At 67.0% G+C, this 19,646-nt stretch carries 17 protein-coding genes; 8 read left to right on the top strand and 9 right to left on the bottom strand.

What is annotated here, in order from left to right; all coding sequences use genetic code 11:
- The first annotated feature begins 156 nt into the window (after nt 1-156).
- Both AC3ANK_RS09285 and AC3ANK_RS09280 read left to right on the top strand, forming a co-directional pair.
- Entirely contained in the window at nt 157-498 is a 342-nt protein-coding gene (locus tag AC3ANK_RS09285) for a YkgJ family cysteine cluster protein (protein WP_206861580.1), read from the top strand.
- 12 nt (nt 499-510) lie between these two features.
- Complete coding sequence (locus AC3ANK_RS09280) at nt 511-744, top strand: hypothetical protein (RefSeq protein WP_484170962.1); 234 nt, start codon at nt 511-513, stop codon at nt 742-744.
- 464 nt (nt 745-1,208) lie between these two features.
- Here the strand turns inward: AC3ANK_RS09280 and AC3ANK_RS09275 are convergent, their stop codons facing one another.
- The 4 genes from AC3ANK_RS09275 to AC3ANK_RS09260 all read right to left on the bottom strand — a co-directional run bounded on the left by AC3ANK_RS09275 (nt 1,209) and on the right by AC3ANK_RS09260 (nt 5,693).
- Nucleotides 1,209-2,615 carry a choice-of-anchor Q domain-containing protein gene (locus AC3ANK_RS09275; protein WP_484170961.1) on the bottom strand — a complete coding sequence of 469 codons (1,407 nt, stop codon included), beginning with the start codon at nt 2,613-2,615 and terminating at the stop codon, nt 1,209-1,211.
- Nucleotides 2,616-3,435: 820 nt separating this feature from the next.
- Entirely contained in the window at nt 3,436-3,720 is a 285-nt protein-coding gene (locus tag AC3ANK_RS09270; protein WP_484170960.1) for a hypothetical protein, read from the bottom strand.
- 111 nt (nt 3,721-3,831) lie between these two features.
- Nucleotides 3,832-4,395 (bottom strand): hypothetical protein, encoded by a 564-nt coding sequence (locus AC3ANK_RS09265; protein WP_484170959.1) that lies wholly within the window; start codon nt 4,393-4,395, stop codon nt 3,832-3,834.
- Between the two features lie 278 nt (nt 4,396-4,673).
- Nucleotides 4,674-5,693, bottom strand: coding sequence for a LysR family transcriptional regulator (locus AC3ANK_RS09260; RefSeq protein ID WP_484170958.1), 1,020 nt, complete (start codon nt 5,691-5,693; stop codon nt 4,674-4,676).
- Nucleotides 5,694-5,789: 96 nt separating this feature from the next.
- Here AC3ANK_RS09260 and AC3ANK_RS09255 point away from each other — a divergent pair, with 96 nt between their 5' ends.
- Entirely contained in the window at nt 5,790-6,437 is a 648-nt protein-coding gene (locus AC3ANK_RS09255; RefSeq protein ID WP_206860536.1) for a TetR/AcrR family transcriptional regulator C-terminal domain-containing protein, read from the top strand.
- A gap of 29 nt (nt 6,438-6,466) precedes the next feature.
- Here the strand turns inward: AC3ANK_RS09255 and AC3ANK_RS09250 are convergent, their stop codons facing one another.
- The 3 genes from AC3ANK_RS09250 to AC3ANK_RS09240 are packed head-to-tail and all read right to left on the bottom strand — an operon-like array spanning nt 6,467 to nt 9,257.
- Complete coding sequence (locus AC3ANK_RS09250; RefSeq protein ID WP_484170957.1) at nt 6,467-7,114, bottom strand: alternative oxidase; 648 nt, start codon at nt 7,112-7,114, stop codon at nt 6,467-6,469.
- A gap of 36 nt (nt 7,115-7,150) precedes the next feature.
- Nucleotides 7,151-8,206, bottom strand: a complete 1,056-nt coding sequence (locus tag AC3ANK_RS09245) for a DUF2955 domain-containing protein (protein WP_484170956.1) — start codon at nt 8,204-8,206, stop codon at nt 7,151-7,153.
- Entirely contained in the window at nt 8,196-9,257 is a 1,062-nt protein-coding gene (locus AC3ANK_RS09240; protein ID WP_484170955.1) for an HlyD family secretion protein, read from the bottom strand. The genes AC3ANK_RS09245 and AC3ANK_RS09240 overlap by 11 nt, the downstream gene beginning before the upstream one ends.
- Nucleotides 9,258-9,504: 247 nt before the next feature.
- On the opposite strand from AC3ANK_RS09240, the gene AC3ANK_RS09235 reads away from it, so the two are divergent.
- From AC3ANK_RS09235 to AC3ANK_RS09215, 5 genes are all read left to right on the top strand, one after another.
- Nucleotides 9,505-10,155, top strand: a complete 651-nt coding sequence (locus AC3ANK_RS09235; protein ID WP_484170954.1) for a TetR/AcrR family transcriptional regulator C-terminal domain-containing protein — start codon at nt 9,505-9,507, stop codon at nt 10,153-10,155.
- On the top strand, nt 10,124-11,404 hold the full coding sequence (locus AC3ANK_RS09230; RefSeq protein WP_484172863.1) for a TetR/AcrR family transcriptional regulator C-terminal domain-containing protein: 1,281 nt from the start codon (nt 10,124-10,126) through the stop codon (nt 11,402-11,404). The genes AC3ANK_RS09235 and AC3ANK_RS09230 overlap by 32 nt, the downstream gene beginning before the upstream one ends.
- 102 nt (nt 11,405-11,506) lie before the next feature.
- Complete coding sequence (locus tag AC3ANK_RS09225) at nt 11,507-12,721, top strand: acyl-CoA dehydrogenase family protein (RefSeq protein WP_484172830.1); 1,215 nt, start codon at nt 11,507-11,509, stop codon at nt 12,719-12,721.
- 38 nt (nt 12,722-12,759) lie between these two features.
- A complete protein-coding gene (locus AC3ANK_RS09220) occupies nt 12,760-14,316 on the top strand; it encodes a phospholipase D family protein (RefSeq protein ID WP_484172829.1) in 1,557 nt (518 codons plus the stop codon).
- A 105-nt stretch (nt 14,317-14,421) separates the two neighbouring features.
- Nucleotides 14,422-15,951, top strand: a complete 1,530-nt coding sequence (locus tag AC3ANK_RS09215) for an esterase/lipase family protein (RefSeq protein WP_484172828.1) — start codon at nt 14,422-14,424, stop codon at nt 15,949-15,951.
- Here AC3ANK_RS09215 and AC3ANK_RS09210 read toward each other — a convergent pair.
- Together AC3ANK_RS09210 and AC3ANK_RS09205 are read right to left on the bottom strand one after the other, a co-directional pair.
- The gene (locus tag AC3ANK_RS09210; protein ID WP_484172827.1) at nt 15,938-16,564 is read right to left on the bottom strand and encodes a response regulator transcription factor; all 627 of its coding nucleotides are present in this window, start codon (nt 16,562-16,564) and stop codon (nt 15,938-15,940) included. The genes AC3ANK_RS09215 and AC3ANK_RS09210 overlap by 14 nt on opposite strands.
- Nucleotides 16,557-19,595: a sensor histidine kinase gene (locus tag AC3ANK_RS09205; RefSeq protein WP_484172826.1), complete on the bottom strand. Its 3,039-nt coding sequence runs from the start codon at nt 19,593-19,595 to the stop codon at nt 16,557-16,559. Before AC3ANK_RS09205 ends, AC3ANK_RS09210 begins: the two co-directional genes overlap by 8 nt.
- Nucleotides 19,596-19,646 lie beyond the last annotated feature (51 nt).

Raw genomic sequence — 19,646 nt, 5'->3', positions numbered from 1 at the left:
GCGCTCTCTGCGCGGATGCTCTCTTCGCGAGTAAACCTTTCCACTATGGAAAGGGCCATCCTTGGAGCGTCATGACACTGCTTTTCATTCTGGCCGTGCTGCATTGAGGACCATGCGGTTCGCTTCGGCGTCTGAACTTCGACGGGGCCGTTTGAAATCGCCTGCGTGCTGCACTTGAGGCCGGAGCGCAAGCAAGAGGCTTGTGTTGCCAACTGCGCGCAGTGTGACGCCGTCTGCTGTCGTTTGACCGTTGTACTGCAGCCCGAGGACAGAGTCCCCCCGCACCTGACCACGCGCACCGCTGCGAAGCTCCTCGTCATGGCACATGACGAGGAGGGCTGGTGCGTCGCCATGGACGGTGCGCGCATGAACTGCGGCATATACGAGACGCGACCCAGCGTGTGTCGCCGCTTCGTCATGAACGGCCCCTATTGCCATGCCGTCCGCGAAGAGTACGCGCAAGAGCGCACGCGCGCGATCGACTTGAACCTGTTATGAGGAGAAACCGCCATGACCACCGCCCGCAAACAAGGTCATTTCCCGCAGCGCCCGCCGGGCTTCCAGGCGCTACATGACAAGGAAGTCACACGTGAGCGACTGGCCGCGCAGATGGCCGCCTTCGACAAGGCGGGTGGCAAGATCGAAGTACTTGGCAATAACCCGCTTCGGCGAAAGCCTGCGAAGGATGAAGCGCAAAGCAAGCCCGCTCCGCCTCACGCACCGTCAAAGGGCGAAGGAGGCTAACGCTAAACGGCTGCATCCCTGAAATCGTTCTTGACCACAAGAGGCACCTCGAACACATGGCAAAGCCCAACTACGCATTCGAAAAACGCCAGCGTGAGATCGCAAAGAAGAAGGAAAAGGACGCGAAACAGTCCAAGAAGCGGGCTGCTCGCGAGGAGTCGAGGCCTGATCCGGCCACGAGTCCAACCTCCCTGCGCGACTCATGACAGTGCACTCCAGGGGAGGCGCGCCGCGGCATGTCGATCAGTCCTGCGGAATCCGGGCGAGCAATGCCGGTGGAAAGAGTGACGCGTTCATCGGTGTTGCCTGCGCGTGCCTCCCGCATGGACGCCGACCGGCTTCGCCGTGTGGCGCAGCTGGCACGGGACGATGAGACTGAAGCTCGCATTTGCCCATCCTCGGAACGCACGGCTGCCAGGTGAATCCCGCGAGCGGGGTTGCGGGACAATCGTCGGGGACGTCTTTCACCGCTCGGTGCTGCCGATATCCGGCGCTCCGCCTTTCACCCTTGGGAAGCCCGGGCCGCGCTGGTCGTACATGCGATCGAGCTGGTTGCTGCCTTGCCCCAGCACGGGACTGTCTGGCAGCGGCAGGTGCGTGGCCGAGTAACCGCCGTTATCGGCTAGCGGTGCAAGTCGCGGATCGAGCGACAAGGTGTCTGCCGGCACCGGCACCAGCGGGTATTCAACGAGGTTGTTGGCGCCCACCACCGAGTCGGTGCTCGCGCTTATGCCGTAACCGACGGGGCCTGCGACGCAGCTGTTGCGCGCGACGATGGTGCTTTCCAGGTGCAGCACGTCGGCCTCCAGTGCGCCGCGTCTTTCGCAGGGCATCAGCGGATCCTCCCCTTCCCCGCTGTTCTGGTTGGTGATCTCCGCGTTGTAGGCGATGGTGCTGTTGTAGATGTCGAGCGTGCCCAGCGTATAACCGGCGCTGTTCGAATGCGCACGATTGTTCGATATCGTGCTGTCGACGATGAGGTGCGTACCGCCCGGCCGCGACTCACCGACGGCGAAGCCGCCTCCTGAGCCGTAGAGGGTGCCCCTCCAGTCGTCGCGCACCAGGTTGTTGGACAGCGTCGACTTGTTGATGATGAGGTCCGAAGGTCCGGTGAGGGAGCTCAGGTACAGGCCGCCGCCAAACACCCCGGCCTGATTGCGGTAGATGCGCGAGTACGTGACGCTGGCGCCGCCTTCTGCCATGAAGCCGCCGCCGACGTAGCTCTGGTTCTGGTAAACCTGCGCGTGGTACAGCGTCACGCGTCCCTTCGCGTAGATGCCGCCGCCGTGGCTGTTTTCGGAGGCGCGGTTGTCGAACACCGCGCTCCAGGTCACATCGACGTTACCCATCGCGCTGATCCCGCCGCCCCAGGTGCCTGGCCCGTCGATGAAGCCGAATGCCTCCGCACTGCATCCGCGTACCCACGCCTGGTGCAGCGCGACGTTGCCCTCCGACCGGATGCAGCCACCGTACTCGGAGATCTGGTTCTCCTGGTCGGCGATGCGGCGGCCATTGGCCACCGACACGTACTCGATCCGCAACGTCCCCGTGCCGCCATGCAGGAACACGCGGTCGTTGCGGTTTCCGTCGATGGTGAGCGCATAACGCGTCCGGCCACGGATCGTGAGGTTCGCCTGCGGTACGGCGATGGAACCACTCGTGAGCACGATCGCGCTGCAGCCGAGCGAGCGCAGGTCGACGACATCGCCGCTCCCGGCCGCGCCGACGGCCGCGCGCAGGCTTCCCACGCCGCTGTCATTGCAGTTGGTGACGACGCGAGTCGCGGCATGGGCCGCACCCGATGGAATACCGGCGCCAGCCAAAAGAACAAGCGCCCCGATGAACGACCCGGAATGTGCAAGGCGAACCATGACGGTGCCCCCCTCGATGCACCGCGGTACGGCGGCGCGGTCAGTTCGCTGTTTACGCCGATGCCGTACGCGCCAGGTGAAGCCCGTTGCGTGCGGTGCCCGCGCAGACGCATTCAGATGCGACAGCGATTCAGCGTTCGCGATTCATGCGACGAACGGTCGCGCGGTATGCGGACTCATCGGTACACGCGGGCGAGAATCACGTCGCTCGCGCGCTACCCATGGGCAACCCGATTCGTCCGCTGTCGGCCACAACCGCACGACGTAACGGCTCACCACCAGAACCAGAGTGCAAGTCCACGTTTGCGATCACCGATCGAGTGATCTCCGGCGCTAGCCTGAGTGCCTGCTATTCCTGCCCTTAGTGGCGCAAGCCAGTTCGAGCCGAGCGCCAGCACGGCAGGTTGCGTGCCTGGAGGAAAATTCCAGGCGGCGGGATCGGATGCGAGCGAGACGTTCCATTTTCCGGCGCGAGCCAAGCGGCAGCGCCACCTCGATTGTTGGGTACTCGGAGCTGCTCGGACGTGGGTTGGGTCACAGTGACCATACGGCCGCCGGCCCCAGTGATCGTCAATGCGTCGAGCAACTCCAACAGCGATCTGCAACCGGCCGCATCGGCATTGAGGTTCCAGCCCGGATAGTTGCGCTCATTCTCGGTGTATCGCCACAGGGAAACGCGCCCCGACTGCCTCCACGTATTCACCGGCGATAGTCGTTGCACGGCCATCAGTTTATTCCTGCGCCCATGTCCGCTATGGGTCGATAGCGGACATTAGCAGTCCGGCCGCGGGCCGTCCCGTCCGGACGTTCGCTATCGGCATTAGCGGATGTCCGCGCCCAGTTGCTTCTCGACCTCTACGATAAACGGTCGGACCGATGGATGTCGGCGCACCCAAAGATCGCCCAAGTAAGCTGAGACCGACAGACCATTCAGGATGTCGCGGGCGGCGATCGGATCGCGAGCGATCAACAGTCTGTGGGCCGCGCCCATGACATCTTCCGAGAACGAGGCCACCGTCGTCCCGGCCTCTTCACCCCACTGCTTCTGGATTGCGGAAATGAGCTTCCCGACTGCCGCTTGATATGGCGTCCGTTCTCTCGGCATCTCAAGTGTCCTACTGTCCGCTCTGGGTCGATAGCGGACATTAGCAGTGGGGAGGCCGGTTGCCCGGTTGAACGTCCGCGACCGGCCAGAAGCGCATGAGTTCGGCGCAAGCTACTTCTCGCAAGCCCGCACGAGCGCGGCAAACTCTCTCCGACAAATCACGGTGAGCGATTGCTTCAGATGCGCATGGTCAGTAGAACTCTCGGACTCATACTTCGATGTGACGTACCGATAGTCGACAGCGATCAGAGCGCTAACGGCTACTTCTGGCCTGGGGTCGCCAGCTTTCGCAAGGAGCACGTCGATTGACTCCAGTCCTTTCGCTCTACTCAGCGCTCCCATTGCGGCTGACGCCACAACAACGTCTTCAGAATCGGACTGCGCTAGCGCATAGCGGTAATACTGGTCATAGTCGGCTGGGTCCGCACGCATTAGCTCGCCGGCCAACGCTACCGCACCGGCGGTTGGAGCTTTACCGGCGGCTGTCTGCTCATACCACCGGTCCTTGTACCTGGCCGCCGCCGCACGAGGGTTCGAAGCGAAATCGCGAATGACCGCCGCCTGATCCAGCGGTGCAGCGCCCCCGTTCCACATCGACTCGAAGCGTCCACACCCTACCGTGGACAGACCCAGCGCCACGATCATGCACGTCATCCGCAGCTTGCCTGCCTGCATCGCATCTCTCGGCGGTTGCACGAAACCTCCACTTCCGAATCCAGCGTTCCACGTCCTAAACCCGTCAATAGCCTGCGCACGCTCTTCCCAGGCATGTCCGCTATGGGTCGGAAGCGGACATTAGCACCGTCAAGGCGAGCTCGCCCGAGCAGGAGTCCGCTATCGGCCAGAAGCGGACGTTTGCACTCAACCCAGCCTTGCCACTAGGTGCGCGCTGTTCGGACGCGGACCTTAGACCCGGCAGCATGAATCCCGGCCCTCCCAAAGCGCCGCTGCGTTCACGCCGGCCCCCGGATCCTGCTGGTCATGAAGTCGACGAACGCCCGTATGCGTGCAGGTTGCTGCCGGCGGCTCAGGTAGCAGATGTAATGGCTCCGGTTGTCAGGTGCCATGTGATCCAGGCAAACCACCAGCCTGCCGGTCGTTACCGCATCGCGGCCGATGCACGCCGGCAACTGCGCCAGGCCCATTCCGTCCAGCGAAGCCCGCAGCACCAGCGAGGGGTCGTTGAACACGAGCCGCGCATCGGGCGTCACCGCGTGCATACGCTCTTCGCGCCTGAAATGCCATTCCTGCAAACGCCCGTTGGGCAGGCGGAGGTTGATGCACGCGTGTCGGGACAGGTCTTCGACGGATGCTGGCAGCCCATGCCGACGCGCATAGTCGCTTGAGGCGTGAACGCGCAGCTGCATCGGCGCGAGGAGCCTGGCGTGAACGCGGCTGTCCTCCAGGTCGCCATCGCGGAAGGCGACATCGATCCGGTCGGCAGCGAAATCCACCGCGCCTTCGCCCAACAGCAGCTCCAGCGACAGCTCGGGAAACAGCGCCTGGAACTCTGCCAGCAGCGGCGCGACGACCTGTCTCCCGAAGCTTTGCGGTGCCGCGATCCGCAATTCGCCCGTCGGTGGCCCGGCGCGCAGTTCCTGCAATTCCTCCATCGCCAGCACGATTCTCTCCACCCCAGGCCAGCACGCGTCATAGAACGTGCGGCCTTCGTTCGTAAGCGACACGCTGCGCGTCGTTCGGCTCAGCAGCCGGGCGCCGACATGGTCTTCCAGCTTGCGGACACTGCGACTCACTGCCGAGCGCCCTACTCCCAGGCGATCCGCGGCGCGCGCGAAGCTTCCCTCCCGCACGACCGAAATGAAGGCGACGACGTGGGTGAAATTCGTCGGGAACCGCGCCGACAGCGGGCTCGACGTCAGCGGGTTGGGCAGGCAGGGAGTCGACATGGGTGGGCGCAGTTCATGGAAGCCGCCGCGCGGGAAATGGCTGGACGCGATCGCGCCCGCGCCCATCGGCTCGATGCAGCGCGGCTCTTGGGTACTGTACAGTACCCTTGAAAGAAAAGGTACCGACGAGTACCTTAAGTTGTCAACCGGCAGGAACGTCCCGTGCCCTACTCCACCGATTCTTCGTCCCGCCGCACCCGTCGCAGCCCAGACGATCTGCGCCAGCAGATCCTCGAGGCCGCTGGCGAACTGTTCCTGCGCGACGGCTACGCCAACACCAGCATCGACGCGGTGATCGAGCGCGTCGGTGGTTCCAAGCGGGCGATCTACAGTCACTTCGGCGGCAAGGACGATCTGCTCGCAGCGATGCTCACGGGCATTTCCGAAGAGGTGCTGCGCACGCTTCCGGACGCCGGCGATGTCATCGGCGACGACGTGCGTGCTTCGCTGATCCAGTTCGCGGGCGCGGTCATGCGCGCACTGATGGACCCGCGGACCGTGGCCCTTTACCGCCTCGTGATTGCCGAAGGCGCGCGCAGGCCGGAGCTTGCCGGGATCTTCCTGCGAAGCGGCCCGCGTCGCGCCGTGACGGGGCTGGCGCAACTGCTTTCGCGGCATGCCGAGGCGGGTTCACTGGCCATCGGCAATCCCACCGCGACGGCGGAACACTTCATCGGTATGTTGCGCGACGATACCTACCTTGAGGTCCTGCTCGGCGTCCGGCCGCCTTTGAGCGAACGCGCCTGGAAGCCGCGGGTGATCCGCGCCGTCGACATCTTCCTGCAAGGCACCGCCACGCGCGTGCGCTGAGTCGGTGCCATGTTGCCCCGGGGAATCCGTTACAGGGTGTCGGTGACAGGTACCGTGCGCGCGTGCTGCGCGGCTATCGCGTGATTGACGTCGCGGTGCCCCGCTTCGTCCTGCCGGACCGCGATGACGACCTCGCGCAGGCGTGCATCGGGCGGCAATTGCCAATAGTCGATGGCGATCGCCGGCGCTGGAACGTTGTCGATCCGCCCCGCGTCGATCTCCTCCAGGTAGCGCGTGTAGCTCACCACCGCTTCTTCCTCGAAGTAACCGACCAGCCGATGCGCGGTGCGGGAGGACGCCAGGTAGAGAAGCAGGTAGAACGTGAAGAACAGGGCCTGGGCGACGAGCACCATCATGCGTTCGAAAGCGCTCGGCCGTGCGATCTCCATGAAAGTCATCAGGTGCATGCGCTCGTTGTCGGCTTCGTCGAGCAGCGTGCGGATCCATCCCCGATCGTGGCGCATCCAGCGCAGGCAGCGAAGGTGCAGCAACGCACCGCCGACCATGCCTGGCACGGCGGCGACGGTCTCCGGAACGATCGCGCGGTTGCCATATCGCTTGGCGAACAATGTGTCGGCGAAGAGGCGCAAGGCCCTGGTGATGCCATGGGCGATGCGGTCGGACACGGTGCGGACGGGGTGGTGAAGTTCGACGAAGTGTTGGGTCTCGGCGTTCATCCGGCTGGCTCGATACAAAGGAAGGTACGCAGGGCATCACTTTGCGGCGACGACCGCACGGTCCGCGAGATACCAGCGCAGGAACCAGTCGACCGCGAAGATGCACAGCAGCATCGCCAGGACCGCCACGGCCACGGAGCTGAAGCGGTAGAGCGACACGCCGTACAGGTCGCCCGTCGGGGACAACTGGCCGATCAGCACGGCCAGGGCCGTCGCGCCACTCAATCCGACCGCGGGGCCCGCGTTCTCTCGCACGTGCATGACCGCGAACAGCAACATGCCGATGCCGTACAGCGCGACGATGAAAACCACCTGGGAGACATGCGTGTAGAGGATGAGTTGCAGCACGAGCGCGTAAACGGTGCCGAGCAACGTGCCGGCGACGCGCGTCCAAGCGGCACTGCGCCCGCCTGCAAGCGACATCGGAAACAGGATCAGCACGGTCGCGGCCTGCGCGGAGAGCGAATCGCTCAGGTCCAGCAGCTGGAACGCGATGAACGATGCGCTGGCGCACACGGCGCCGAGCAGCATCTGGTGACGGACCACGCCGGGCGGCTTCGCGCCGGCTGGACGCGGGATGTTGCGCTTTTCCGGGAGGAGTGCATGCACGAGCGCCGCGATGAAGACGGCCAGCAAGGTGGCGATGAACTGTGTGTTGAACAGATCGCTCTTCGGCACGTGCGGATAGCTGGCAAGATGCACGAGCACCGACGTCGCGACCATCGACAGCGCGCCGAACAGGAACAGCGGTCCGTTCGCCATCAGTCGAAAGCACAGCAGCGAGAACGCGAAGAACACTGCCACCGCAAGGATCGGCGACGCATTGCCCAGCAGCAACAGCAGGTTGACCATCGCAATGCTCGCCACGCTGCTGGCGATGAATTGCAGCGCGATGGGCAGTTTGAAGACCGGCACCAGGCCCAGCAACAGCACCGGATACAGGCCGAAGAACACACCGAATGGCCAGTCGGCCAGTTTCACCACCATCAACCCGAACGTGCTGCCGATCGCGATGCGGCACGCCTGACGCCATGCGTGTTCGCCCAGCGCCGGGCGTGCAGGCGCGGATGCCGGGAGCGCGTCAGTAGACATAGTGGAGCAGCGTGATCAGCTGGATCTGCAGGTTTCCCAGCCAGTAGCGCAGTCCGTCGGGGCGTGGGTGCAGCTGCACCGTCGCGCGGGCGCCCGTCATCAACGGGCGCGATGGCGCTTCCAGCAGGCGGAGGTTCACGCGTACGCGTTCGGCATCGCGCACCCAGCGATCGTTCTGCGTCGGCGCGGCCAGGCGGCCGTCCGGATCGATCTGGCCCTGCGCGACGCCCGCGTCCAGCGAAGTCACTTCCGCGTCGAACAAGCGCCCGGGTAAAGCGTCGAACGCGACCTGCGCCCGCGTGCCGCGCGCGACATTGATCAGCGCCTTCTCGCGGAAATCCGCCTGCAGGTTCGGCATTTCGCTGATCAGGACGAGTTTGGGCGCGCCGGCCTGCGCGTAGGCACCGACCTGAAGACGCATGTTGCTGACGATTCCCGACGCCAGTGCGACCACTTCCGTGCGGCGCAGGTTGAGCTGGGCGTTGTCCAGCGCATTGCGCGCCCGGCGCAGGCGCAGGCTTCGGTCACCGTCGTTGCCGCGTTGGACGCGCACGGCGTTGAGCGCTGCCCGTGCCGACTGCAGCGCGGCCTGCGACGCATCGCGACGCGCCTGCGTCTGGTCGAGCGCCGATCGAGATACGTAGCGCTCGCCGACCAGTTCGCGGAAGCGTTTCAGTTCGCGCTCGGCGTCATCGACCTGCGTCCGCATCCGCCGGACTTCCGCCGTGGCCGCGATGATGTTCGCGTCGAGCTGTGAGTTGTCCTGCATGGCCTGCTCCACGAGCAGTTCGGCGTCGTGGACGGCGGTGCGATAGGAGTCAGGATCGATGCGGAACAGCGGCTGGCCCGGCACGACCTGTTCGTTGTTTTGCACGAGCACATCGACCACGCGCCCGCTCACGTCTGGCGCGACCTGCGTGACGTGGTAGGTCAGCCGCGCTTCGGGAGATACCGGCATATGCACGTCGGCGATGAGGAAGTAGACGAACGCCAGTCCGGTCAGGGCCAGCGAACCGGACATCCAGGCGCGAAAGCGTGCGTCGGGACTCATGCGAACTCTCCTCGGATCCCGCAGGATTCCCACGGTTCGGCCATCGATATCGGGAAATCTAGGCGCGCGCACCCGCGGGCGGAAGCCATCCGCCGGCGCACAGCATGTTGCTCGCCAGACACCAATTCCCGGCCACACGGCGGTGCGGACTGTTTCTCCGAGGTAAACGGCCCGCGTCCCGCCGCGTGGCTACAGGCTCCCGTCGTGCGCTCCTAGAATCCCGCCGCTCCAGGCACCACGGAAGACGATGATGTTCGCCGCTGCACACCCCCATCCGGAGGGATCACGCGAGTCGCTTCGCGCCGAGCTCGTTCGGAAGGTCGCCGATGCCCTCCACTCGAGACACGCCGATACGCTCGGTGCCGTCCTGCAGATGGCAGGCATACCGCGATCGGCGGTCGTCGCGGCCTTCGATCACGATGGCGCGCTATTCATCGCCGTCGTGACCGCGATTGCCGACCGGATGCTTGCGCCGCTGGCGGAACGCCCGACCGGCGCCAGCTTCCACGCGCAGCTGGTCGCGTTCGCGCGGCAGGCGACGGACGAATACTCGGGCTTGCAGCTGGGCAACCTGTATCGCATCGCGGTGACGGGCGATTTCGGCGTGCCCGCCATCCGCGCGGACTTTTACCGGCACGGTCCTGCACGCGTCCGCGACGATCTCGCCCGGTTCATGTCCTTCGCCAGGTCGCAGGGTTTCGCAGCCGACATGGATTGCCGGCGCGCGGCGGGACATTTCCTTTCCCTGCTGCGTACGTACTGGGATGTCGCCGACGCGTCCCTGGCAAACGGCCAGGCCCGCATCGACGACGACCTCGACTGGATGGTCGAGGTGTTTCTTTCGGGTATCAAGACACGTTTCGACGATGCGTTCCCCACTTGCCACGCACTGGACTGATCGCGCCGTGAATGCGTTCCAATCCATCTTCAACCCGTTCCCGGCCAAGACGCCGGAGCCTTCATCGATCGCCATCGATGCCAACGGATCGCCCATCACCATCGAGCCGGCCAACTGGTTCATCTGCTTCGTGCCCGGCTTGCGCCGGCAGTGGTGGCACGCATTCGCCGACCGCCGGCACAAGCACGTGTTCGCGCTTCGTCCGCACGAGGACGGCACCTGGCTGCTGATGGAGCCGTGGTGGACGCGGATGATGGTCAACGTGCTGACGCTGGAGCAGGCGATCAAGTTCCTCCGCTGGGGCGGGATGGGCGACGTCCTCAAGGTGCGCGAGTGGATTCCCGGGCGCGGCAGCCAGATGCGCGGTTGGGCCAACTGCAGCGTGCTGGTGTCCTACATGCTGGGCCGCCCGTACAGGACGTGGACGCCCAACGGCCTCTACCGGCGGCTGTCGAGCGAGCCGGACGTCGAGCGGGTCGATGTGGCGGGATTCCTGCGTCGGCACGTGTCGTCGGAATCGCAGCGGCATTCGCGCACCGCACTGGCCTGGATGCCGAAACTGCGCGGGGCCACGCTGCCGGACACGCTGCTGCACCTTGGAACCGCGGTCGTCGCCGCGATGACGTCGCGATCCGGCATCGGGCTCCATCGAGCGGCCATCGCCGAAGGCGTGCGCGATCCCGGCGTCGCGGGAGCGTACCGGTCGGCGGCGCCGGAACAGGCGATCGAGAAAACGCGCAAGCTGCTGGCTGCCGCGAGATGGCGCGGCGAGATCGACGTGGACGATTGCGCACTCGCGGCTCGACGGTTCATCGCGATGCTCAGGGGGAACCTGCATCTGGAAGTCGTGCTGGGCCTGCGCGAGGCTCCGTCCCACAGCGAGATCCGCGATCACGTCGCGTGCGTCGTCGACGCGTTCCTCCACGGCGTCCATCGCCCGACACCCATGGCAGGCACGCCCCCGCCGACGCAAGCGCCCGACCCGGCCGACCTGCCCGCGCGGGGCCTGATCCGTGAGATCGGCGCCTCGGTGCGTGAACTCGCGCGCGGTGACGACTGGGAAGCCGTCGCGGGCCTGGCCGAAACGCTCTGGAGCGACTACGCAGGCTGCACCGGACTCACCTGGGAGCAGGCCTCCGGGCGTATTCGCCACGCCTGGGAGTCCAGCCCCGCCGGTAGTCACGCCGCAGCCGGGGAGCGCATGCGCGAGCCGCATCGTTTTGGCGCATGCAGGGAAACAGGCTGTTGACGATCGCGTCGCTACTTCGCGTTTCGTCGCACGACTAGCATCGCCTCAATGCAGCGATCGCAGGTGTGCGGTGCAGCTGCACGGGAAACAGGAGGACATCCGATGAATCGCCACGACGCTCCGGCGCTTGCCACGCAGGTCCGACTGCCAGAGGCGGACGGCGACTTCTACGGGTTCTCCGGCCTGTTGTCGGAAGAGGAGAACGCGCTGCGCCTGAAGGTACGAGCGTTCATGGAACAGGACGTCCAGCCGGTGATTTCCGACTTCTGGGAGCGCGACGAGTTTCCGTTCCAGCTGCTGCCCGGACTGAAGGCGCTGCGCATCAGCGGGATTCCCTACCAGGGCTACGGCTGCCCCGGCGGCACGACGACATCGCTGGGCTTCGTCACGATGGAGATCGCGCGCGTGGATTCGTCCATCGCGACCTTCTTCGGCGTGCACAGCGGCCTGGCGATGGGCTCCATCTACCTGTGCGGCTCGCACGAGCAGAAAGAGCGATGGCTGCCGCCGATGGCGCGGATGGAGACCATCGGATCGTTCGGGCTGACCGAACCCGAGGTCGGTTCCGGCGCGGCCGGCGGGCTCACCACCACCGCGCGGCGCGACGGCGACACCTGGGTCCTCAACGGCCAGAAGAAGTGGATCGGCAACGCGACGTGGGGCGACATCACGATCGTGTGGGCGCGCGACGTCGACGACGGACAGGTGAAGGGTTTCATCGTCGAGAACCGCTCGCCCGGCTTCCACGTCGAGAAGATCCTGCACAAGATGGCGTTGAGGGTCGTGCAGAACGGGCTGATCACGCTGGAGGATTGCCGCGTGCCGGAGTCCAACCGCCTGCAGGAAGCGCATTCGTTCAGGGACACCGCGCGCGTGCTGGCCGCGACGCGTGCCGGCGTCGCCTGGGAATCGGTGGGCTGCGCACGCGGCGCCTACGAATACGCGCTGCGCTACGCGCAGCGTCGCATGCAGTTCGGCAAGCCGATCGCGAGCTTCCAGCTCGTGCAGGACCTCCTGTTCCGCATGCTGTGCAACATCACTTCCACGCAGGCGGTCTGCGTGCGCCTGTCGCAGATGCAGGACCAGGGCCTGATGCGCGACGAACACGCCGCGCTCGCCAAAGGCGTGTGCACCGTGCGCATGCGCGAGACCGTGGGCTGGGCGCGCGAACTGCTGGGCGGTAACGGCATCCTGCTCGACCAGCAGGTCGGCCGTTTCGTCGCCGACGCCGAAGCGCTGTACTCCTACGAGGGCACGCGCGAGATGAACGCGCTCATCGTGGGCCGGGCGATCACGGGCTTCAGCGCCTTCGTCTAGGCGACGTTCGCGCGGCCATCGAGGTTGCGATGCGGCGCGTGGCGAAGCGGATCGTCGTCGGGCTGCTGGCGGGCATCGCCCTGCTGCTCGCCGCGTTCGCCCTCGCCGTGCTGATGACGAACCGCCCTGCCCCGCCCCCGTCCGGCATTCCCGAGTACGCCATGCCCCTGCAGCCCGACCAGACGGAGATCGATCGCGAACTCGCTCCGCTGCTTGCGGCGAATCCGGGCAGCACGGGCGCGGTGTTCCTGACCGACGGCCTCGACGCCTTCGCCGCCCGCGCGATTTCCGCGCGACGGGCCGGACGCAGCCTCGACCTTCAATACTTCATCTGGCACAACGACCTCACCGGGCGGCTTCTTGCGAGCGAGGTGCTCGGCGCGGCCGAACGCGGCGTGCGCGTGCGCATCCTGCTCGACGACATGAACGCCTACGGGCTCGACCCGCACCTGCTCGCGATGGATGCACATCCGAACATCGAGCTGCGCGTGTACAACCCGTTCAGCCATCGCGAGGGCGTGGCGCGGGCGCTCGAATTCCTGCGCCGGCTGGTACGCATCAACCACCGGATGCACAACAAGGCATGGATCGCCGACGGCCGCATCGCGATCGTCGGCGGACGCAACATCGGCGACCGGTATTTCGAGGCGGGCGCGCAGACGAACTTCCGCGACCTGGACCTGCTGCTGTTCGGGCCTGCCGCGCAGCAGGCCAGCGGGGTGTTCGATCGCTATTGGAACAGCGACGCGGCAGTGCCGATCTCCTCCCTCGGCAAGCGGGCGCCGGGCGCGCTGCGCGCGGTGCTGGCACGCGTGCGCGACGACGCCAGGGGCGAGCCGGCCAGGGCCTACCTCGACCGTGTCGCCGCGTCGCAGCTGATCGGCAACTACTACCGCGACGCGATCGCCCCGCACTGGACGCCGCGCATCGAGGTCGTCGCCGATCCACCGCTCAAATGGAGCGGCGATCGCCGGCAGTGGCTGGTCGGGCGCCTGGCGCCGATGATCTCCGGCGCGCGCACGAAGGCGCTGGTGATCTCCCCCTACTTCATTCCCGGCGAGGACGGCACCGCACGGCTCGCCGAACTGACGCGGCGCGGCGTCCACGTCGGCGTGGTCACCAACTCGCTTGCCGCCACCGATGTGCATGCGGTCCACAGCGGATACGCGAAGTACCGGCCTCGCCTGCTCGAACACGGTGTGCGGCTGTACGAGCTGCGTCCGTACGCGATGACGAAACCGGGCGCGCAGACGCATCGCGAAGGCGCGAGCCTCCACACCAAGGCCTTCGTGCTGGACGACACGCGCGGCTTCGTCGGCTCGTTCAACGTCGATCCGCGGTCGAAGGACCTCAACACGGAAATGGGCGTGCTGTTCGACGATCCGGTGCTCGCCGCGCAACTGCGCTCGGAGTATCTGCGCCTGACGACGCCCTCGCTCAGCTACCGGGTCTACCGGAACAAGGACGGCGCGCTCCGCTGGCTGGATGGCACGCACACGCCACCGGTGGTGATGACGCACGAACCCGACGTGGGCCCCTGGCCGCGCGCGGTGGTTCGGATGGTCGGCTGGTTGCCGGTCGAGCCGCACCTGTAGTCGGCCTCGCATGCCGTGACCACGCCGCCGCGATTCGGGGACTCGAAAGGCGCATCGACGCAGCCCGCGTCCGCCCACGCGCTGGATTCCGCCCGTGCATGGGCGATGCAGGCACCCGGAGCCGACGAGCCGTTGCGGGCGTGGCTGCACTGCGCGGTCGAGGCCTGGCGCGCCCTCGCCATCGGCCGCGACGATGACGTCGAGGCCACCGTCGCATTGGCGAACCGCGCCGCGAACGAGGCGATCGCCCTGTTGCTGCGCCGGCATGCCGGCGGCTGGTGCGTCGGCCGGCTGCATCTGGACGGCGTCGACGTGCAGGTCGAGTTCCGCAACGTGTCGACGACCTTGCCCCCTCCCCTGCGCATGCGGCTCGCCCGCGACGTTCCGATGGACGCCTTCGACGGCCGCCGCTACAGCCGGCCCGGGTTCGGCGTCGCGCTGGCGGCGCTGGCGTCGTCGAACGCGGCTTCACCGGCGTCGCGATTGCTGCCGCATTCCGGCGCCTTCCGGAACCTCACCGCCTGGATCGAGCCGGATGCGCAATCGCAGGACACGACGCCGACGCTGGTGCTGGCCGATCCCGGGCCGCTGGACGAGGTCGTCATCGGAGCGCACCGCCTGCCGCTCGCCCGCGACACTTCCGCCGCGTATGCGTGGGCGATGGAGGTATCGAAACTCGAACGTCGTGGACTGTGGGGGCTGGTGGGCGGAAAGGAGATCGGACGCCGCGCCGGCCTGTACCTGCTCGAAGACTACGACGCGCGCAAATGTCCGCTGGTGATGATCCACGGGCTCGGCAGCAATCCGCTGATCTGGTCGCGCGTGTCCAATGCCGTGTGGGGCGAAACGGACCTGCGCGAGCGCTTCCAGGTCTGGCAGGTCGTCTACCGGACCGACGTGCCGTTGCTGGTCGCGCGACTGCACGTGCAGCGTTACCTCGACGATGCATGGGCCCTGCTCGATCCCGATGGCGATGCCAGGGCGTCATCGCGAACCGTGCTGCTCGGCCACAGCCTCGGCGGTGTCGTCGCGCGGCTGTTATGCGCGGACAGCGGCGACGCGCTGTGGAACGCGGCGTTCCTCGTTCCGTCGGCGATGCTCGATGCCGACGACGAGGACCGGGCACTCATGGACCGCATCTTCCACTTCGTGCCCTACGCGGGTATCGCGCGCGCCATCTTCCTCGCGGCGCCGCACCGGGGCAGCCCGAGCGCGGCGAGCGTACTGGGGCGTCTCACCGGCGACCTCGTCGGCCGCCGCACGAGCGAGGTACACGCCCTGCGTCGCATCGCCGGGCGCAATCCGCACGCGATCCGTCCCGAACTGCTGCCGGTGTTCCTCGAAGGCTGGATCAACAGCATCACCACGCTGCGATCCGAACAACCCGTGCGTCGCGCGGCTGAATCGCTGATGCCGCCTCCGGGTTTTCCCTACCACACGATCGCCGGCGTGCAGCCGGGACGTCATCGGCCATCCGATGGCGTCGTCCCGCTGGAAAGCGCGATGCTGCCGGGCGCCGCCTCGTCGCTGGTCGTCGAATCCGGCCACCGCGTGCACGAGCGCCCGGCCGCGGTGGCGGAAATCGTGCGCATCCTGCGCGAGCACGCGCGGCAGGAGCCGCTCACAGTTCGATGATGCCGCGCCGTGCCGCGACCGTGACGGCATGCGTGCGGTCGGCGACGTCGAGCTTGGCGAAAATGCTCTTCAGATGTCCCTTCACGGTTTCTTCCGACAGGCGCAACCGCGCGGCGATCTGCTTGTTCGCATGGCCGACCGACACCAGCCGCAGGATCGCGACCTCGCGTTCGCTCAAAGGCTCGTCGGCGACATGCTTGGCGATCTCGCCCGCCACGTCGCGATGCACGTGGCGCTGGCCGCGATGCACGTCGCGGATCGCGTCGACCAGCTCGGTGCGCAGGCTGCTCTTGAGCAGGTAGCCCGCCGCGCCCGCGCGCAGGGCGCGCACCGCCTGCGCATCGCCGGCGTAGGTGGTCAGCACGACGATGCGCGCGTGCGGATTCTCGGCGTGGATCGCGCCGATCGCCTCGACGCCGTTCATCCCGGGCATCTGCAGGTCCATCAGCGTCACGTCCGGGCGCAGTTCGAGGTAGCGCTGCAGCGCTTCGCTGCCGTTGTTCGCCTCCCCGACCAGCATCATGTCGGTCTGGTTCGCCAGCAGCGCGGCGACGCCGTCGCGCAGCACCGGGTGGTCGTCGACGACCAGGACGCGGATCTTGGGATCATTCATCTGCGGACCTCATGCCGAACAGCCGCGACAGCCACCGGTGGCGCCTGTGCGATGCACGCCGCGCGAACGCCAGCCGGCCCGGAAGGGAAAGTGTAACTTCCGAGCCGCCGTGGTGAATGCTCGTCACGGTGAGCTTGCCGCCGATCTTCTCCGCGCGCTCGCGCATGCCAAGCATGCCGTAATGGCCTTCCTTGTGGCCGTTCAACACCACGTGCGAGGGAATGCCCACGCCGTCGTCGCGAATGCGCACGGCCAGTTGGCGGCTGTCGTAGCCGATGCCGATCTCCACCGACGACGCCTGCGCGTGATGCGACACGTTGAGCAGCGCCTCGCGCAGGATCTTGCTGACTTCCGCCACGACCAGCGGATGCACCGGCACCGGCCGGCCCTCGATCACGATGCGCACCGGGACGGGCGGATCGAACGGCGTGTCCTCGACCAGGTGTTCGATCACGCGCGTCAGGTCGCCCGCATCGCCGGTACCGCGAAGGTCGCGGACGCGGTTGCGTGCGTCGGCCACCACGTCGTCCGCCGCCGCCAGCGCCGAATCGAGCTGCGACTTCGACCCGTCGTCCGGCGCGATGCGGTCGGCGACGGCCTGGAAGCGCAGGATCAGGCCCTGCACGCCCTGCAGCAGCGTGTCGTGCAACTCGCGCGCGATGCGTTCGCGCTCTTCCGTGCGTTCCTCCAGCCGCGCCCGGATGCGCGCGGCGACCTGCGCGATGCGCAGCCGGTACAGCGCGATGAGCAGCACCAGCGCCACGCCCGCGCACAGGACCGGGAACCAGACCGACTGCACGAACGTTGGCGGTATCTCGAAATCGAGCGTCGCGCCAGTGCGGTTCCACACGCCGTCGTTGTTCGCGGCGATGACGCGGAACGTGTAATGGCCCGGCGGCAGGTTCGTGTAGAACGCCTGGCGCCGCAGGCCGGGATCGACCCATTCCCGATCGAAACCTTCGAGCTTGTATCGCACGTGCACGCGCTGCTGGTCGGCGAAGCTCAGGATGGCGAAATCGATCTGGATCTTCGACGCGCCGGTGTGCAGCCTGACGCTGCGCGGATCGCGATACGCCCGGCCGTCCACGTCGATCGAACGGATGAACACCCCTGGCGGCACGCGGTTGGAGAGGATCCGCGCCGGATCCATGGACAGCGTGCCGGTTTCCGTGGCGAGCCACAGCCGGCCGTCGCCGCCGAGCACCAGCGAACGTTGCGAATGCGAATGCGCGCGGCTGCCCAGTCCATCGCCCGGACCGAGCGAGAGCGCCTGCCCTGGCAGTTCGCCCTTCGCGAATGCCGCGTCCAGCTCGCGCTGCGTCAGCCGCACCAGCGATCGTGGATACGCGAGCCATGTGTCGCCCTCCGGCGTACGCACGACGCCGTTGATGCGGCTGCGCGGCGACATCCCGGGAGCGCGCGCGGTTTCGACCTTGCCATTGCGATGGCGGGAGAGGCCGAACGCTCCGGCGGTGTAGACGTCGCGCCCGGCCGTGTACAGCGTCAGCACCTTGATGTCTCCGCCGCCGAAGTCCAGCGGGCTGTACTTCACCTCCGGCCCGCCGAACCATGCGAGCCGGTCGCCCACCTGCACGACCACGCCACCCGAAGGCGAACGCTCCATCGTCGTCGGATAGAAGTCGATGCGTGTGCCGGGCTGGAGTTGCGTCGTCCACTCCCCTCGCCGCAGTCGATGCACGCCGCTGCCCGCCGCCGAGATCCAGTAGTCGCCCTGCGCGTCGAACGCGCAGTCGTAGATGACGTTGTGCGCGGCCTGGCGGTCGGGTCGTTCGATCCGCCGCGCGATCCGCCCGTCCGCCCAGACCAGGATGTGCGTCCGCGTCCCGATCCAGATCGCGCCATCGGGCGCTTCGCAGAGGCTTTCGGGCTCGGGCATGTCGCGAAGCACCGGTTCGGGCGCTCCGTGTGGTCGCGCGCGATACAGCGTCTGCGCCTGTCCGATGTAGACGCTGCCGTCGGACGCGGCCAACAGCTTGTCGCCGTACGCGGCGGGCGACGAAAGCCCGGGCTGCGCGATCAGCGTCGCGGGCCGGAAGCGATCCAGGCCGCCCTGCGTGCCGATCCACACGTTGCCTTCGCGATCTTCCAGGACCTGGTTGGTCACGTCGGAAGACAAGCCGTCGCGTGCCGTGAACGATTCGACCGCCGCATCGCCCGGCGCGCCGATCGGCGCCGCGATGCGTTGCACGCCGTCGTAGCGCGTAGCGATCCAGATGTTCCCGCCGCGGTCGAACAGCGGCGTGCCGCGCGCCGGAAGTTCGCGCGCATTGCCCGACGCATGCGGTGCCGGCGGCTCGCCACGTCCGCCCGCGCCCGTGATCGCGCGCATGCCGCCGGCGTCGAAGAGCCAGATCCGGCCGAGTTCGTCCTGCGAGAGCTTCGCCCGCACGGCAGGCCGCACGATTTCGAACCGCGACGCGCCCGGCGCCAGGCGCGCGATGCCCGTGGTGCAGGCGACCCACAGCGCGCCATCGCGCGCGACGAGCAGGTTCGCCGCGTTGCTCTTCGGCAGGCCGTCGGCGGCGTCGTAGGTTCGCCAGTCGCCGTTGCGATAGCGCAGCACTTCCGCGTTGTAGTTGGCCGTGAGCGCCCAGATCGAGCCGTCCGTGCCTTCGACCATCTGCACGATGCGGCTCGGCGCGGGCGCGCCGGCGAGGATGCGCAATGCGCCGTCGCGGTACACCGCGAACTGCCGCGAACTTTCGAAACTGGTCCAGACCTCGCCCTTCGCCGTCACCAGCAGAGCGCTGGGCGATTCGTGCTTGCGGTCGTCGGGTTCGGCCGTGATGGGCTCGAAACGCAGTCCGTCGAAACGGAACAGTCCGTCGCCGGTCGCGAGCCACAGGAATCCGTAGTGGCCCTGCGCCATCGCGACGACCGGCACCGGGACTTCGCTTCCCTCGATCCAGCGCTGGTGGACGTAGCGCTCAAGCGGACGGGACCCGGCCGCGGACATCGCGTGCGACGTGGCCGCCAGGAGGGCGAACAGGAGGATCCCGAGTAGCCGCATGGCCGTTCCCGTGTGGGGCATCGTCCATGGGTGCCGGCTTTGGCGTTCGAT

It is taken from the genome of Lysobacter sp. SCRH-1R, assembly GCF_057747855.1.
The sequence above is the reverse complement of the archived record's forward strand: the minus strand, read 5'-3'. Positions and strand labels throughout refer to the sequence as shown.